This window comes from Maribacter algicola (assembly GCF_003933245.1).
GTDB classification, from domain to species: Bacteria; Bacteroidota; Bacteroidia; order Flavobacteriales; family Flavobacteriaceae; genus Maribacter; species Maribacter algicola.
On sequence record NZ_QUSX01000001.1, the window covers coordinates 366,937 to 382,861 of the forward strand.

Genomic DNA, 15,925 nt, shown 5'->3' on the forward strand with positions numbered 1-15,925 from the left:
ACTCGTGGAATATTGTGTCATCATACCGGCCCATAACGAAGAAGCCTTTATTTCTTTGACCTTGGAGTCCATTATACTACAAACCCTTCTCCCCAAGAAAGTGGTTGTGGTAAATGATCATTCCAACGATAGGACCGAAGCTATTGTTGCAGAGTTCGTAACAACCGTACCCTATGTTGAACTTCTCAACACCAGATCCTCTGACAGTCATATGCCAGGCAGCAAGGTCATAAATGCCTTCAATAAGGGACTCAGGTCATTGGATAGCAATTTTGACTTTATTGTAAAGCTCGATGCCGATATTGTTTTGCCAAAAAACTATTTCCAATCCATAGCAACGATTTTTTCCCAATCGTCTGAAATTGGTATTGCCGGAGGATTTGCATACGAGCAGGACGAACAAGGAAACTGGCAATTGAACCACCCTATGGACAAAAAACATGTCAGGGGCGCATTTAAAACCTATTCAAAAAAATGCTTCGAAGCAATTGGCGGACTCAAAAACGCCATGGGATGGGACACAGTGGACGAATTATTGGCGCAATACCATGGATTCAAAATATATACGGATGAAAACCTACATGTAAAACATTTACGACCCACAGGAAAGGCTTATAACAAAAAAGCCAGGTCGCTGCAAGGCAAAGCCATGTATACCATGCGGTATGGCGTCTGGATTACACTAATCGCCTCCCTAAAAATGGCCCTCAAAACAAAAAGACCCAATGCTTTTTTTGAAAATTTAAGAGGATATCTACAAGCGAGCGCAAAAAGGGAATCCTTTTTAGTAACGGAGGAAGAAGGGAAATTCATTCGTCAGCTTCGATGGAAGCTTATTAAATCAAAATTGATTCCATAAAAAAAGCCATTCCAAGTGGAATGGCTTTTTAATCATTTTTGGAAAATCTTAGATTCCCAATTCCTTTTTGACGTCCGCCAATAGATCCTTTCCAGATGCAACGATCAATCCTCCTCCTGGTTGCGCATCGATGACATAGTCGATTCCTTGTGCAGCTGCAACCCTTTCAATGGCCGCCTTGGCCTTTTCAGAGATAGGAGCGAACAATTCAGCCTGCTTCTTCTGGATTTCCTGTTGTGCATTTTGTTGGAACTCACCTACCGTTTTCTCCATACCTTGAAGCTCTACAGCCCTTTTTTCATTCTCTTCCTTGGATTTGGATGCCGCTTCGTTTTGATATTGTGTATACTTGTTACGCAACTCTGTCATGGAAGCTTGGATATCGGCACCATAGGTTTCCTGAAGTTTTTTTAGCTCCGCCTCTGCAGCTTTCATTTCTGGCATGGCAGACAGCAACTGGGTGACATCTATATGAGCTACTTTACTTTGCGCATTTACAAAACTGGTCGCCGCCACGAACAACATTAAGGCAACCGCAATTTTCTTTACTTGTTTCATGAGTTAAAATTTAATTCTTATTTGAGTATTAATTAATGGTTTCTAATTTCTAGTTATTGTCGGAATCGTTTCCCGAATTATCGTTATTTCTCCCTGATTCATTCTCCTTTTTCTTGGCCTCCCGCTCTTCTAAAAGTTTTTTCCTTCTTTCCTCGTAGGCCTTCTTTCGCTCTTCACGCAATTTGAGCTGCTCCTCCCTTTTTTCAGCAGCCGTTTTCTCCCTGGCCGCTTGGGCCTCCTTGGCTCTGTCTATACGCTCCTGAAGCGCATCAGAAACAACTTCTTCCTCATCTTGGGCCTCTATATCATCGTCTCCTTCAAAAGCCTCCAACCTGCTTCTAGTGTCCGTTCCTTCCTTGGGCTTGCTTATCTTTCTGGTCCTGGCAATTCCTCTGAGAACCAAATCGCTAATATCGTGCCTTTTTTCTGAGTACAACATTACAACATCCGCAGATTTATCAAAAATAAAATCATATTTTTTATTCGCCCCCAATTTTTGCACTTCATTAAAGACTTGATCTTGTATTGGCTGTATCAACCTTCTCTTCTGCAACACTAAATCGCCTTGCGGACCAAATCTGTCCTGCTGGTATTCGATCATCTCCTTTTCCAAAATCTGGATTTCTTCTTCACGCTCCTCAATGAGTTCCGGAGTCAACAAGACCTTTTCGGCCATTAAATCCTTCTTCATCTGTTCCACCACACTTTGCTTTTGCTCAATTTCAACCTTCCATTTTTGGACCTTGGTATCAAGCTGTTCACTGGCATCCCTATATTCCTCCACATTTTCCAGAATATATTCCATGTCCACATAGGCGATTCGAACACCTCTTTGGGCCATGGAACCCAATCCCGTAAGAACGGACACAAAAAATAAAAGAACTTTTGTTTTTGACTTCATTATTGATATCGTTTAATCTAATAGAAAATATCGTGCCAAAATTACTAAAACTTTTAAAATGAAAGGTTTAGCATGATGACCGATTCTTGAATTCCAATTTAAATCTAGAACTGTTGACCAATAATGAAGTGCGTCTGCCATCCGCTTGGACCATTGCCTATGGACTGTGGCCTTAAGTCCTCGTCGAACCCATAGCCAAAATCAATCCCCAATAAACCAAACGCTGGCATAAAGATGCGAAGCCCCACACCGGCCGATCGTTTTAATTGAAACGGATTAAACTGCTGAAAATTGTTGAAGGAATTACCTGCTTCTAAAAAGGTAAGTCCGTAAATGGAGGCCGAAGGTTTTAAGGTAAGCGGATACCTTAGCTCCATGGAGAATTTATTGTATATCAATCCACCTTCTTGTTGCCTTGTAACTGGGTCGATTGGAGTCAGGGATTGATTTTCATACCCCCTCAACTGAACAATGTCCCTACCGTCCAAGGTAAAGTTGTTAAGACCGTCACCACCTACGAAAAAACGCTCAAAAGGAACATCTCCCGTATCGCTGTTGTAATTACCCAAGAAACCGAATTCCGCATTGGTCCGTAACACCAAGGATTTGTCCGCACTACCCAACAAGGTAGTATACCAATCTCCCTTGAACTTGACCTTATAATATTCCAATAACCTGAAGCGCTCCTGATCAATTTGTTCCAATTCGGTGGTTTCAGCCGCTGTAAGTCCTTCTTGAGTGGTAAATCTTTTCTCCGTAAGTTCTGTACTTCTTTGTTTTAATGCACCAAAATCCTTATTGCTGAAAAGCGAATAGGGCGGTGTGAATTTGGCGGTAATTTCAAAATTGGATCCACCCCTTGGAAATATGCGCCCACCCTCCATGGCATTTCTATTAATCCCTAAGGTATAGGCAATGGAATTGGCTTTCCCGTTCCCAAAATTGAACAATCCAATATTGTAGTTTCTAAAATCGTACAACTGGTATCCCAAAGAATGCGAAATGGTAAAGAAATCATCTGGCCATTGTACCCTTTTGGCCAATCCAAGACTTACACCTGTAATCGAAAATTGCTGATCCTTGTTTACGTCTATTCCCCTGTTCGTAAAAGATGCAGCAAATTGTTGCGTTCTTGAAACGTTCAAGTTAAATCTCACCGGTTTTTTTCCACCCATCCAGGGTTCAGAAAAGTTTAAGCTGTACACCCTAAAGGTCCGGCTGGCCTGCAATCGCAGGGCAAAGGTTTGCCCGTCGCCCATTGGCACCGGTTTATATGCCTCTCCTTTGAACAGGTTTTGAATGGAGAAATTGTTAAAGGAAAGACCCAAAGTTCCAATAAAGCCACCGCCACCGTAACCACCTTGCAATTCAATTTGACTGGAACCGGATTCGACCAGACTCCAGGCCAGATCCACGGTCCCCTCATTTGGATTGGCATTCAACACATCTGGTTTTATCTGTTCGGCATCAAAAAATCCAAGTTGTCCCAATTCCCTTATACTTCGAATGATATCCGACTTGTTGTATTTTTGTCCGGGCCGTGTGCGCAGTTCCCTGAAAATTACATGGTCATTGGTCCTATCATTACCAGATACGGTTACATGGTCCAAAAAGGTCTCCTTACCTTCGATTATACGAATTTCAAAATTTATAGTATCGTTTGCTGCCGAAACCTCCACCGGATTTATCGTGGAAAACAAGTACCCATTATTTTGATACAGACTGGTAACGTCATAAGGTTCTGGTTTGCTATTGTCCGCAATACGTTCACGTAACAACACCCCGTTATAGGTTTCACCCTTTTTGATGCCAAGAACCTGTTGCAGTTGACGATCTGTATAAACGGTATTTCCCACAAAATCAATATCGCCAAAATAATATTTGTTACCTTCCTCAACCTTTATTTTTAGAAGTATGTTATTCTCGTCCACTTTTTCCAAGGTATCGGAAATTACCCTGGCATCCCGGTATCCATTTTCGGCATATTTATCCACCAATAAGTCCAAATCCTCCTCATAATCGTCCTTGATATATTTGGATTTCTTCCAAAAACGACCCAATCGCTTTCTTTTCGTACTTTTTAAGGCCTTTCTCAATTTTTTATCCGAAAGCTCTTCGTTTCCTTCAAAAATGATGTCCTTGATTTTTACCTTATCGCCTTTATTGACGTTCACCACCATTTTTCTGGCATTGGTCTCAGATGTATCCACGGCGGTAATGATATTTACTTTGGTGTTTAAATACCCTTGTTTTTTATATTTATTTGTGAGATAATTTTTGGTGTTGGATATTAAACTCTCCGTAATCTTCTTACCCTTTTTGAGATCCGTATCGGTCCTGAGTTCGTCTACCTTTCTTGGTTTTACACCGTTAAAAGTAACATCTGTCAATGTAGGTCGCTCAATGATATTCAGTTCAAGAAATATGTTGTTATCCTCAATGTTGGTAATATAGAAGTCTATGGAAGTAAAAAGCTCAAGTCCCCACAGTTTATTGATGACCTCGCTGATCTCTTCACCAGGAACCGTGATTGGCTGACCCACTCGAAGCCCTGTATAGGTTTTAACGGTCTGTTCATTGTAACTTTCCAATCCAGTAACCTCCAATCCACCAAGGATATAGGTTTGACCATTTTCATAGGACAAGTCTTGTGAAAAGGCATTTGTGAGGGTAAAAAGGAGTAGGATGGTCAGTAAGTGGTTCATGGATATGAACCTTGTCATATCCCTAGATGAGTTGTTCGCTAGTTTTTCCAAATCTTCGTTCTCTGTTCTGGTAATTTTTTATGGCCTCTACCAAATGATGCTCATTAAAATCGGGCCAAAATACATCAATAAAATATAATTCGGCATATGCGATCTGCCATAATAAAAAATTGCTGATCCGATGTTCTCCACTCGTTCGGATTAGCAAGTCTACGTCTGGCAAATTTCGCGTGTAAAGATGGTCATTAATAATGGTATCGTCAATATTTTCTGGCGAAATTATATTATTTTTAACTTTGAATGCTATTGATTTTATGGCGGATTGTAGCTCTTCCCTTGAGCCATAACTCAAGGCCAGGGTAAGTGTCATTCCCGTATGTTCCTCGGTCTTTTTCATCACCTCCAAAAGTTCGCCACGGGCTTTATCTGGCAATGCAGAAATGTTACCAATGGTATTCAATCGAATGTTATTCTCTGCAAATGTTGCCAACTCCCTTCGTAAGGAGGACACCAATAATCGCATGAGCGTATCCACCTCTATTTTGGGCCTGTTCCAATTTTCGGTAGAAAAGGTATACAAGGTAAGAAACTCAATGCCCAGCTTAACACAGTTTTCCACAGTGGACCTTACCGTCTTAACGCCGTTTTCATGACCAAACACCCTTAATTTTCCACGCTCCTTGGCCCATCTTCCATTTCCATCCATAATAATGGCCATGTGACGTGGTAGATTCTGTGCATCAATATCCTCTATTTTACTTTCCATCGTTTTTTATTGAAAGCAATCTTGGCAAGGCTTTCTTCCAAAGGTATACGTTAAGGTTACCCCTGAGAATACGTACCAATCATCGCTTAGAATATTTCCAAATTTGAAATCCTCAAAATTAGAACCTTTTGGATTACTGGCATCTAGATTATCCGTAAAAGTGTATCTAGCACCAATTTCCGCCCCAAAAATAAGAAACTGGTTGATACGATACTTAAAACCTACCGTCATAGGTATCGCAAAGGAACCATCGGATTGTGATATATCTTGAAGAACCCCGCCATTAAAATAACCGTAATCGTACCTAAAATAGGTAACTCCCGTATATAGGTACGGTGTAAATGCAGGACCTAATTTATGCAAATTATAATCTACAAAATTAAATTCAAGTCCCACGGAGCCCTCCAATACCGCATTATCCACCACATATCCCCTTTGTTGTCTGGAGGTGTCACTGGATTTATTATCGTCTGCGGTAAACTTTCCGTAGGTAAGACTTCCGCGCCAGGCATATCGCTTGCTAACGTTCCATTTGAACACACCCCCAAAGGCTAGATTGGAAGGCAAAATATAATTGGTTCTCCCTACATCACCTATCATATTGGCACCGCCCGCAAAAACCCCTACCTCATACATCTGCGCGCTAAGGCCAAAGGAAATACAAAAAAATGCAAGTAAGAATACGTTACGTATCATATATAAAATCGTTTACAGCCTTGTTGAGTTCATTTCATTGGAGTACAAGCCCAAGGGGGGCTTTCTCACAAGGTAAACAGTTTTTAGAGGTAAATATTGTTTAAGGGAAAGTTCAATTTCTTCTGTCCTCGCCCCATAATAATTTATTCCTAAGAGTCTTTAGGAAACTTTCTGATGTGTACTCTATCATCTTTATGGTAAAGGGAGCTTTGGTGATGGTAATTTCATGTCCATTTTCCAGGGAAGCGATCCTGGAATCCAAGGAAACCAGATGGTTTTCCTCCCTTCCCGAAACCCGCAGCCTTATTTCCGTATCATCAGAAATTACCAAGGGCCTCGCATTTAGATTATGGGGCGCTATTGGGGTCAAGACCAAGGACTTTGCGGTGGGCACAATCACCGGACCTCCGCAGCTCAAGGAGTAACCCGTAGAACCCGTGGGGGTTGAAATGATTAGTCCGTCTGCCCAATAGGAGGTAAGGAATTCATTGTTTAGATAGGTTTCCACAGTAATCATGGAGGTGGTATCCTTTCTACTTACGGTTATCTCGTTCAAGGCAAAATTCAGGTCACCGAATGCTGACTCCAGGGCATTTGCATGGATTTGCACAAGGCTCCTTTCCACAATCGTGTAGTCCCCCTTTAAAAATTCCTGTACCACTTTCCGTACATCTTCCTTTTTAAACGTGGACAAAAACCCCAACCGACCTGTATTGACGCCTACAATTGGAATCCCAAGGTCCTTAACAAATGTAGTGGCCCGCAAGATGGTTCCATCTCCTCCAAAACTAACGAACATATCAAAGGATGCGTCCAACCCATGCGAAGAGGTGAAGGTCTGAAAGGTAGCGGCACCATTTTTCAATTTATAAAGCTGATAAAAATCTTCCTCAATGCACACTTCAGAAGAACTGTCCTTCGCCAGTTCGTCCAACAGCTCCTCTAAGTATTCAATGGCACTGTCCTGATATGTTTGACCGTAAACAGCGACCTTCATACTAGACGTTTAGGTACCTATCCAAATAGTCCGACCTATTTTTTAAATCTTCTAAAAATTGATCGTCACTATTCCCGAAGATTATTTGGTAGTTGTAACGCCTAAAGGTCTGCAAGACCTTGTCAAAGTTCGCCGTACTGATCTTAATGGTGACCTGCACCACATCATTTTGCATATCGGTAATAAAACCTCCAATAAGTCGGGCATTGTTACTTTCTACTATTTGTGATATTTCACTAAAGGAATAATCCTTTATTCCCGTGGCAACTACCAATATATTGCCAGGATCCGTAAAAAATGGAGTTTCTATAAATTCCGAAACGACATCGGTCAAATCATAATAACCGACCACCCTTTCCACTTCATCCAAAATGGGGACGAGATTCGCCTCGTTTCGGGCAAAAACTTCCAGAACGTCCAACCAACTGGTTTCCTTCCTTACAAAAAAGGCTTGCAGGTCATAACGATGTTCCTCGATTGTGGATTCGGCAGAAACCACATCCATGTCATTTTCTGAAAAAACCCCTAGAAACCTATCCTTTTCAATAATCGCTATATGCGAAAATGTGTTTTCCTTAAAAAACCCCATAAGTTCACCACAAGTAGTTTGAACATCAAATGCGGGAATATTGGAAATAATATATTGTTGAATATTCATAGCCTAATTTATAACGCAAAATAACAATTAATAATATCAAAAGGCGTGCCTTATTCGTATTTTTGGGCTCCTTTTAATATATTATGGAGAATATGACGAAACTAAGTGTCAACGTAAATAAAATTGCCACCCTACGCAACGCCAGGGGCGGTAATGTACCTAACTTATTACGAGTAGCTGCAGATATAGAAATATTTGGAGCACAAGGAATTACCATCCACCCCAGACCGGATGAACGTCATATCCGCTATCAGGATGCGAGGGACCTGAAAAAAATCGTTACGACAGAATTGAATATTGAAGGGAACCCAAATCCAAAGTTTGTCGATCTTGTTCTAGAGGTGAAACCTGACCAGGTGACCCTAGTACCAGATGCCGAAGACGCAATAACCTCAAATGCCGGCTGGGATACCCTAAAACATCGGGTATTTTTAAAAGAAGTGATTGCCAAGTTCAAAGATGCCGGAATCCGTACTTCCATTTTTGTGGACGCGGACCCCAATATGGTAGCAGGTGCCAAAGAAACAGGAACGGATCGGATTGAACTTTATACCGAAAGTTACGCGACAGGCTATTCCCTTAATAAAGAAAAAGCGATACTACCATTTATAGAAGCCGCAAAAAAGGCAAACGAGCTAGACCTTGGCATAAATGCGGGCCATGACCTTAGCTTGGACAACATTCAATATTTTGCACAGAACATTCCTGACCTATTGGAAGTTTCCATTGGCCATGCCTTGATTTGCGAATCCATTTATTTGGGATTGGAAAACGTGGTGAACATGTACTTAAACAAGTTGAAATGAATCCAATTTTATATTCCAACATTATAGGAAAAGGTAAACCCCTCTGCATATTGCATGGTTTTTTGGGCATGTCCGATAATTGGAAAACACTTGGAAACCAATATGCCAACAATGGTTTTGAGGTACACCTCATCGACCAAAGAAACCATGGCCGTAGTTTTTGGTCGGAGGAATTCAACTATGACCTCTTGGCCGAAGATCTGTTGCTCTACCTAAACGAAAAGAACATAGAAAGGACCGCTTTGATAGGACATTCCATGGGCGGGAAAACGGTCATGCAATTCGCCTGCAGTTATCCACAGAAAACTGAAAAGTTGCTGGTAGCGGATATTGCGCCAAGATTCTATCCGCCCCATCACCAAGATATCATAAACGCCCTTACCCAATTGGATTTTGACTTAATAAATACAAGAGGGGACGCGGACGAACAGCTTGAAAAACACCTTAAGAATTTTGGGGTGCGTCAATTTTTACTCAAAAATCTATACAGAACCAAGAACGGCACCTTTGGGTTCCGGATGAACCTGGGTGTGCTTAGCAAAAAGATGGAAGAGATAGGAGAAAATATTTCCAGTTCCGAGAGCTACAATGGCCCCACCCTTTTCCTGAAGGGAAGCAAATCCGAATACGTAACCGATGCCGATACGGCTCAAATTAAAAGTCACTTTCCCAAGGCCCAAATTGAGGTAATCGACGATGCAGGACATTGGCTGCATGCGGAAAACCCAGATCAATTTTTCGAAAAATCATTCCGTTTTTTAAAACAGATGGAATAATTCCCAGCTAGGAGGAACTCCATCCTATCGCATTATTTTTTATCTTTAAAAGAACCTAAACCAAAAATATTATGAAACTTATAATACGTATTTTGTTGAGTGCCCTGGCCGTCATTCTTTTGGCCAATTTACTACCTCATGTAACTGTAGACTCCTATGTTACAGCAATTATTGTGGCCATCGTCCTAAGTCTATTAAACTTTTTGGTAAAACCGATTTTAGTCATACTCACCCTACCCGTTACTATTGTTACATTTGGACTGTTCTTATTAATTATAAATGCCCTCCTGATTCTTTTGGCCGATAATTTAATCGAAGGTTTTAATGTTGACGGACTTTGGTGGGCACTACTATTCAGTCTATTACTCTCGTTTTTGCAGTCCATTTTGTTTTCCTTGCTCAAAGAAGACAAATAGCAGTTATTATTTGAGATTCAGCTCTTTAAAAACTTGGTGGACAGAAGAAAATAGCCTAATTTTGCCTCCCGTTTTATTTAAGTAATTAAGAAGATACTGAAGGAATGAACATTACAAAAGAACAGATAGACGACTTAAACGCTGTCGTTAAGGTAGCTATCACCAAGGAAGACTATCAAGATAAGGTAGACACCATCCTAAAAAATTACAAGAAGCAGGCCAATATACCCGGTTTTAGAAAGGGTCAGGTACCTATGGGGCTTATCAAAAAACAATACGGAAAGGCCGTATTGGTAGATGAAGTGAACAAATTGCTACAGGACAATTTGAACAAATACCTTACGGAGGAAAAACTGGATGTACTTGGAAATCCCTTGCCTAAACAAAAAGATGATTTTGATTGGGACCAGGAAGAACTGGATTTTGAATTTGAACTGGGCCTGGCACCGGAATTTGAAGTTCCCTTAAAAACCAAAAAGGCCATTACCCATTACAAAATTGTTGCCGATAAAAAAATGATTTCCGAACAGGTGGAACGCATCCAGAAACAATACGGAAAACTTGTAAGCAAGGAAGAGGTTGGGAAAAAGGACGAGGTAGCCGGAAAGTTTGAGAATGAAGCCGAAGGAATCGACAATCAGGCACTTTTGGAAATGGACAGACTCAAAAGTAAAAAAGCCATTGAAGGTTTGGTTGGAAAAAAAGTTGGGGATACGGTCACTTTAAAGACCAAAGGACTTTTTACGGAGGATTATTTTCTTTCAAGTGTTTTAGGTATCAGCAAAGATAAGGCGGACAGTCTGGATACGGAGGTTTCCTTCACTATAACGGAAATCAATGAAAGGCAACCCGCCGAATTGAATCAGGAACTCTTCGATAAACTTTTTGGAAAGGATTCGGTTAAATCTGAAAAGGAACTTCGTGAGCGTATCGCCGAGGATTCCGAAAAGCAATTTGAGCAACAATCAGACCAAAAGTTATTGAACGATGTAACGGAGTACTACATAGAGAATACCAAATTTGAACTTCCAACAGGATTTTTGACCAAATGGATTCAAATGACCGGTGATAAGGAACTGACCCCGGAAGAAGCGAATGAAGAATATGAAAAGTCGGAAAAAGGGCTGCGATACCAATTGATAGAAGGAAAAATAATCAAGGACAACAACCTCCAAGTCCAATTTGAGGAGTTGAAGGAATTTGCAAAAGGTTTTATCAAGTCCCAAATGGCACAATTTGGCCAATTGAATCCAATGGAAGAGGAGTTGGACAATATTGCCACTAGGGTTTTGTCAAATCAGGATGAAGTTAGGCGCTTGTCAGAACAGCTAATGAGCCAAAAACTGTTGAACCTTTACAAGGAAAAAGGAAACCTTAAGACCAAGGAGGTTACTTATGAAAACTTTGTCAAGGAAGTTTACGGATAAATCCAAACAATAAATTAAGTATCTTTACGGTGCCGGAAAATTATTTTTCGGCACCTTTTTTTACTACTAAAAAATTGATTAAAAATTTATGGATTACGGAAAAGAGTTTAAAAAATACGCCATAAAGGACCAGGGTATAAGCAGCATGTATTACGATAAGATAATGAGCAGCATGTATCCTGTCGATATGACCCCAAATATAATCGAGGAAAGACAGCTAAACGCCATTGCCATGGATGTTTTCTCTCGATTGATGATGGACAGGATCATCTTTTTGGGAACTGGAATCAATGACCAGGTGGCCAATATAGTACAGGCACAATTATTGTTTCTGGAAAGTGCAGATGCCTCAAAGGACATACAGATTTATATTAATTCACCAGGAGGTAGTGTCTATGCCGGTCTTGGCATTTATGACACCATGCAATTCATAAAACCGGACGTTGCAACCATCTGTACGGGGATGGCAGCCTCTATGGGAGCCGTATTGCTATGTGCCGGCCAGAAGGGCAAACGCAGTGGACTTTCCCATTCTAGGGTCATGATCCACCAACCCATGGGCGGAGCCCAAGGACAGGCGAGCGATATTGAGATTACCGCACGTGAAATCCTTAAATTGAAAGATGAACTTTACCAAATCATAGCAAAACACTCCGGACAACCCTTAGAAAAAATACAAGAGGACAGTGATCGGGATTACTGGATGAAAGCCGATGTTGCCCTTCAATATGGTATGATCGACGAGATTTTAGTAAGGGACAAAGAATAATTTCGTCCAATTAGCTATTATTTTATTTTTTTAGCGCACCAAGGACCGATACTAATCGTTATGTTGTTGGTCAGATAAACTTTAATATGGCAAAGGAAAATTTAGAATGCTCGTTTTGCGGAAGGAAAAAGCCAGAGACCAATTTATTGATCGCCGGTTTGGACGCCCATATTTGTGATAGATGTATCGAGCAGGCCCATGGTATTGTTGCAGAAGAGACAAGACAGACCAAAACCAATGATCTTTCGACTGAGCTCACATTAAAAAAGCCCCAGGAAATAAAGGATTTTTTGGACACATTTATTATTGGCCAGGAACGTACAAAAAAAGTAATGTCCGTAGCGGTATACAACCACTACAAACGACTGCTACAGCCTTCGTCCAAAGAAGATGATATAGAGATACAGAAGAGCAATATAATCATGGTGGGGCAAACAGGAACAGGAAAAACCTTAATGGCAAAAACCATTGCGAAAATGCTAAATGTGCCCTTGGCCATCGTGGATGCCACCGTTCTAACGGAAGCAGGTTACGTTGGTGAGGATGTGGAGAGTATATTGACGAGGTTATTACAGGCGGCTGATTATAATTTGGAAAAGGCGGAACGTGGTATCGTTTTTATTGATGAAATTGACAAAATTGCCCGCAAAAGTGACAACCCATCCATTACTAGGGACGTTTCCGGGGAAGGAGTTCAACAGGGACTTTTGAAATTGTTGGAAGGAACCACGGTCAATGTGCCTCCCAAGGGCGGTAGAAAACACCCCGACCAAAAATTCATCGAAGTCAACACGGAAAATATTTTATTCATTGCCGGAGGAGCCTTTGATGGTATTGAAAGAGCAATAACCAAGCGACTCAATTTACAGGCAGTGGGTTATAGTGCTTCCAAAGCAGAGGAGAATCTCGATGAAACCAATATTCTGCAATATATAATCCCTAAAGATTTAAAGGAATTTGGATTGATTCCGGAAATTATTGGAAGACTTCCGGTTCTCACCCATATGAATCCCTTAGATAAAAAAACACTCAGGGCAATCTTGACGGAACCCAAAAATGCCATTATAAAGCAGTATGAGAAACTGTTCGCCATGGACAACATTTCATTTACAATAACGGAACAGGCTCTTGATTACATTGTGGAGAAAGCCATTGAATATAAACTTGGGGCAAGGGGACTCAGATCTCTATGTGAGGCGATCTTTACGGATGCCATGTTCGAAATGCCAAGTACCGAGGAAACAGAATTCAAGGTAACCAAACCGTACGCAGAACAAAAGCTGTCCTACGAAACAGTTAAAAAATTAAAGGCGGTTTCTTAAACCGCCTTTTTCTTTTCTATTTTTTCGGGAATATTTATCGAAGTGACTTCATTCAACAAGGAAAGACAGACTTTCCGTATTATTTTTTCATCGGTATATAAGGTGTGCCCATAATTTGGAACGACATCCATGTCCACATCCAACTTATTGGCCCAAATATCGTCGGGTCTATTGGCATCCATTTCCCCATAAATAAGATTTAAGGGAACCAAGGGTTTTTCATCCTGTAGTCTAATTCTTGTCGCTGAAATGGAATAGAGCGATTTTACTGGCAATCCGCTTTTTGCGGCATTCCAGACAATGGTACCGCCCGTGCTAAATGCTAAATAGTAGCAAGGTGCATTTTCCTTTTTCAAAAGATGGGCTACCGCGGTATCGATACCTCCATTTACAAAAGCATCATGAATGTTTTGTTCGGTCTGTACTGGCAAATCAATGTTTGCGAGTTGTTGGCTATCATAAAAAGTGATATCAAAATATTGCTGAAGATATCCTAAATATGAAGTAATCCAAAGGCCATTTTTGGTGCCCCACATATCCGAGACAATAACAAGTTTTTCAGCCATAATTTTAGTTTAGTAAATTTATAATTTGGGAACTAGACCCTTAAATTGATTATTTAACGGCCTATTCTATAATTTATTTGGTAATTCGTCCCAAATCCTCGATGTAAGACCATTCCTATACAAGAAACCGTCCTAAATATCCTAACTTTCTTTGGTAAGTTCTTCTCGCACCGAATGGTCAGAAGAGGAATTCATACACAATAATTTTTCAAGGTAATCCCTTCTATTGGAAAGTCTTGGGATTTTGTGCTGTCCTCCCAATTTATCGTTGATTTTTAACCAATCGTAAAAAAGGTTTTCGCGGGCTACATGCACCTTGGGCATTTCTAAGGTAATATTATTGTAGCGTTTGGCCTCATAGTCGGAGTTCAGGGCTTTCAAGGCATTGTCAAGTAATTCCGTAAAGTAGTTGAGATCTTTTGGTGACTTCCTAAACTCGATGATCCACTCATGGGATCCCTTCTTTTTTCCATGCATGAAAATGGGCCCTGCAGTATAATCCTTGATTTCCGTTTTTGTTTTTAGACAAACCATTTTCAGTGCTTCTTCGGCATTTTCAATGATCAGTTCCTCCCCAAAAACGTTTATATGGTGTTTGGTCCTCCCGGTAATACGTATCCTATATGGATTTTTCGAGGTAAAACGAACGGTATCCCCAATCTTGTAGCGCCAAAGGCCAGAGTTGGTAGTAATCACTATGGCATAGTTCTTTCCTGTTTCAACATCCCACAATGGAATACACGCTTGCTCATCCGTACCGTATACATCCATGGGAATGAACTCATAGAAAATACCGTAATCCAGCATCAACAAGAGATCTTCTGCATTGTTACGGTCCTGAATGGCAAAAAATCCTTCTGATGCATTGTAAATCTCATAATACCTGAAATTCTTCCTGGGCAAAAGACTCTTATACTGCTCCCTATAAGGACTAAAACTTACCCCTCCGTGAAAATACACCTCCAGATTTTCCCAAACCTCAAAAAGGTGTTCCTTTCCCGTTTCCTGTAATACATTGTTCAATAAAACCAACATCCAAGAGGGTACCCCTGCCAAGCTAGTCACGTTTTCCTTTACACTCTCCCTTATAATGGCTCCAAGCTTGGTTTCCCATTCGCTCATCAAGGAAACTTTGTTGCTAGGCGTACTGCTAAATTCTGCCCAAAGAGGCATGTTATCAATAAGGATGGCGGAGAGGTCGCCAAAAAAGGAACCATTGTCCTCGTAAAGTTCCTTACTACCTCCAAGGCGTAAACTCTTCCCCGTAAACAATTGCGAGTTTTCATTGTTGTTCAGGTAAAGACAGAGCAAATCCTTTCCTGACTTGTAATGACAATCCTCCAAGGCCTCGGAACTAACAGGTATGAACTTGCTTTTAGCATTTGTGGTTCCACTGCTCTTTGCGAAAAGCTTCACCGTTGTGGGCCAAAACAAGTTCTGCTCCCCTTTACGCGTCCTTTCTATGATGGGCTCCACCTCTTCATAGGAAACCACTGGAAGTCGTTCCTTATAGGTCCCATAGTTGTTTATGGTTTCAAAATCGTAATGCCGTCCAATTTCCGTGTCCTCAGCAAATTCCAACAGGTTCAATAGTACCTCTTCCTGTACTTCCTCTGGATATTTTAAAAAAAGTTCTATCTGATGATAGCGCTTTTTCAACAACCAAGAGGCAATGGAATTAAAAAGTGGAATGGACATTTTTA

16 protein-coding genes are annotated in these 15,925 nt (G+C 40.8%); 7 read left to right on the forward strand and 9 right to left on the reverse strand.

Features of this window, described 5'->3' with window-relative positions; translation table 11 throughout:
- Positions 1 to 4: 4 nt before the first annotated feature.
- The gene (locus DZC72_RS01615) at positions 5 to 859 is read left to right on the forward strand and encodes a glycosyltransferase family 2 protein (RefSeq protein WP_125221168.1); all 855 of its coding nucleotides are present in this window, start codon (positions 5 to 7) and stop codon (positions 857 to 859) included.
- Between the two features lie 48 nt (positions 860 to 907).
- Here DZC72_RS01615 and DZC72_RS01620 read toward each other — a convergent pair whose 3' ends face one another.
- From DZC72_RS01620 to DZC72_RS01650, 7 genes are all read right to left on the reverse strand, one after another.
- Positions 908 to 1,417, reverse strand: coding sequence for an OmpH family outer membrane protein (locus tag DZC72_RS01620; protein ID WP_125221169.1), 510 nt, complete (start codon positions 1,415 to 1,417; stop codon positions 908 to 910).
- A 49-nt stretch (positions 1,418 to 1,466) separates the two neighbouring features.
- Positions 1,467 to 2,318, reverse strand: coding sequence for an OmpH family outer membrane protein (locus DZC72_RS01625; protein ID WP_125221170.1), 852 nt, complete (start codon positions 2,316 to 2,318; stop codon positions 1,467 to 1,469).
- A 104-nt stretch (positions 2,319 to 2,422) separates the two neighbouring features.
- Entirely contained in the window at positions 2,423 to 5,041 is a 2,619-nt protein-coding gene (gene bamA, locus DZC72_RS01630; RefSeq protein WP_125221171.1) for an outer membrane protein assembly factor BamA, read from the reverse strand.
- A gap of 4 nt (positions 5,042 to 5,045) precedes the next feature.
- The gene (locus DZC72_RS01635; RefSeq protein ID WP_125221172.1) at positions 5,046 to 5,789 is read right to left on the reverse strand and encodes an isoprenyl transferase; all 744 of its coding nucleotides are present in this window, start codon (positions 5,787 to 5,789) and stop codon (positions 5,046 to 5,048) included.
- Positions 5,790 to 5,795: 6 nt separating this feature from the next.
- Positions 5,796 to 6,485, reverse strand: a complete 690-nt coding sequence (porG, locus tag DZC72_RS01640) for a type IX secretion system protein PorG (RefSeq protein WP_125221173.1) — start codon at positions 6,483 to 6,485, stop codon at positions 5,796 to 5,798.
- A 112-nt stretch (positions 6,486 to 6,597) separates the two neighbouring features.
- Positions 6,598 to 7,482 carry an NAD kinase gene (locus tag DZC72_RS01645; protein WP_125221174.1) on the reverse strand — a complete coding sequence of 295 codons (885 nt, stop codon included), beginning with the start codon at positions 7,480 to 7,482 and terminating at the stop codon, positions 6,598 to 6,600.
- A 1-nt stretch (position 7,483) separates the two neighbouring features.
- Positions 7,484 to 8,140, reverse strand: coding sequence for a CBS domain-containing protein (locus tag DZC72_RS01650; RefSeq protein WP_125221175.1), 657 nt, complete (start codon positions 8,138 to 8,140; stop codon positions 7,484 to 7,486).
- Positions 8,141 to 8,232: 92 nt separating this feature from the next.
- On the opposite strand from DZC72_RS01650, the gene DZC72_RS01655 reads away from it, so the two are divergent.
- The 6 genes from DZC72_RS01655 (at position 8,233) to clpX (ending at position 13,656) form a co-directional block, all read left to right on the forward strand.
- Complete coding sequence (locus DZC72_RS01655) at positions 8,233 to 8,946, forward strand: pyridoxine 5'-phosphate synthase (protein ID WP_125221176.1); 714 nt, start codon at positions 8,233 to 8,235, stop codon at positions 8,944 to 8,946.
- Positions 8,943 to 9,722, forward strand: coding sequence for an alpha/beta fold hydrolase (locus DZC72_RS01660; protein WP_125221177.1), 780 nt, complete (start codon positions 8,943 to 8,945; stop codon positions 9,720 to 9,722). The genes DZC72_RS01655 and DZC72_RS01660 overlap by 4 nt, the downstream gene beginning before the upstream one ends.
- Positions 9,723 to 9,793: 71 nt before the next feature.
- Positions 9,794 to 10,138 carry a phage holin family protein gene (locus tag DZC72_RS01665; RefSeq protein ID WP_125221178.1) on the forward strand — a complete coding sequence of 115 codons (345 nt, stop codon included), beginning with the start codon at positions 9,794 to 9,796 and terminating at the stop codon, positions 10,136 to 10,138.
- A gap of 104 nt (positions 10,139 to 10,242) precedes the next feature.
- Positions 10,243 to 11,565, forward strand: a complete 1,323-nt coding sequence (tig, locus tag DZC72_RS01670; RefSeq protein WP_125221179.1) for a trigger factor — start codon at positions 10,243 to 10,245, stop codon at positions 11,563 to 11,565.
- An 88-nt stretch (positions 11,566 to 11,653) separates the two neighbouring features.
- Positions 11,654 to 12,334 carry an ATP-dependent Clp endopeptidase proteolytic subunit ClpP gene (gene clpP, locus DZC72_RS01675; RefSeq protein ID WP_125221180.1) on the forward strand — a complete coding sequence of 227 codons (681 nt, stop codon included), beginning with the start codon at positions 11,654 to 11,656 and terminating at the stop codon, positions 12,332 to 12,334.
- A gap of 86 nt (positions 12,335 to 12,420) precedes the next feature.
- Positions 12,421 to 13,656 carry an ATP-dependent Clp protease ATP-binding subunit ClpX gene (gene clpX / locus DZC72_RS01680; RefSeq protein ID WP_125221181.1) on the forward strand — a complete coding sequence of 412 codons (1,236 nt, stop codon included), beginning with the start codon at positions 12,421 to 12,423 and terminating at the stop codon, positions 13,654 to 13,656.
- Here clpX and DZC72_RS01685 read toward each other — a convergent pair.
- Positions 13,653 to 14,222, reverse strand: a complete 570-nt coding sequence (locus tag DZC72_RS01685; RefSeq protein ID WP_125221182.1) for a hypothetical protein — start codon at positions 14,220 to 14,222, stop codon at positions 13,653 to 13,655. The genes clpX and DZC72_RS01685 overlap by 4 nt on opposite strands.
- 141 nt (positions 14,223 to 14,363) lie before the next feature.
- On the reverse strand, positions 14,364 to 15,920 hold the full coding sequence (locus DZC72_RS01690; RefSeq protein WP_125221183.1) for a GH3 auxin-responsive promoter family protein: 1,557 nt from the start codon (positions 15,918 to 15,920) through the stop codon (positions 14,364 to 14,366).
- Positions 15,921 to 15,925 lie beyond the last annotated feature (5 nt).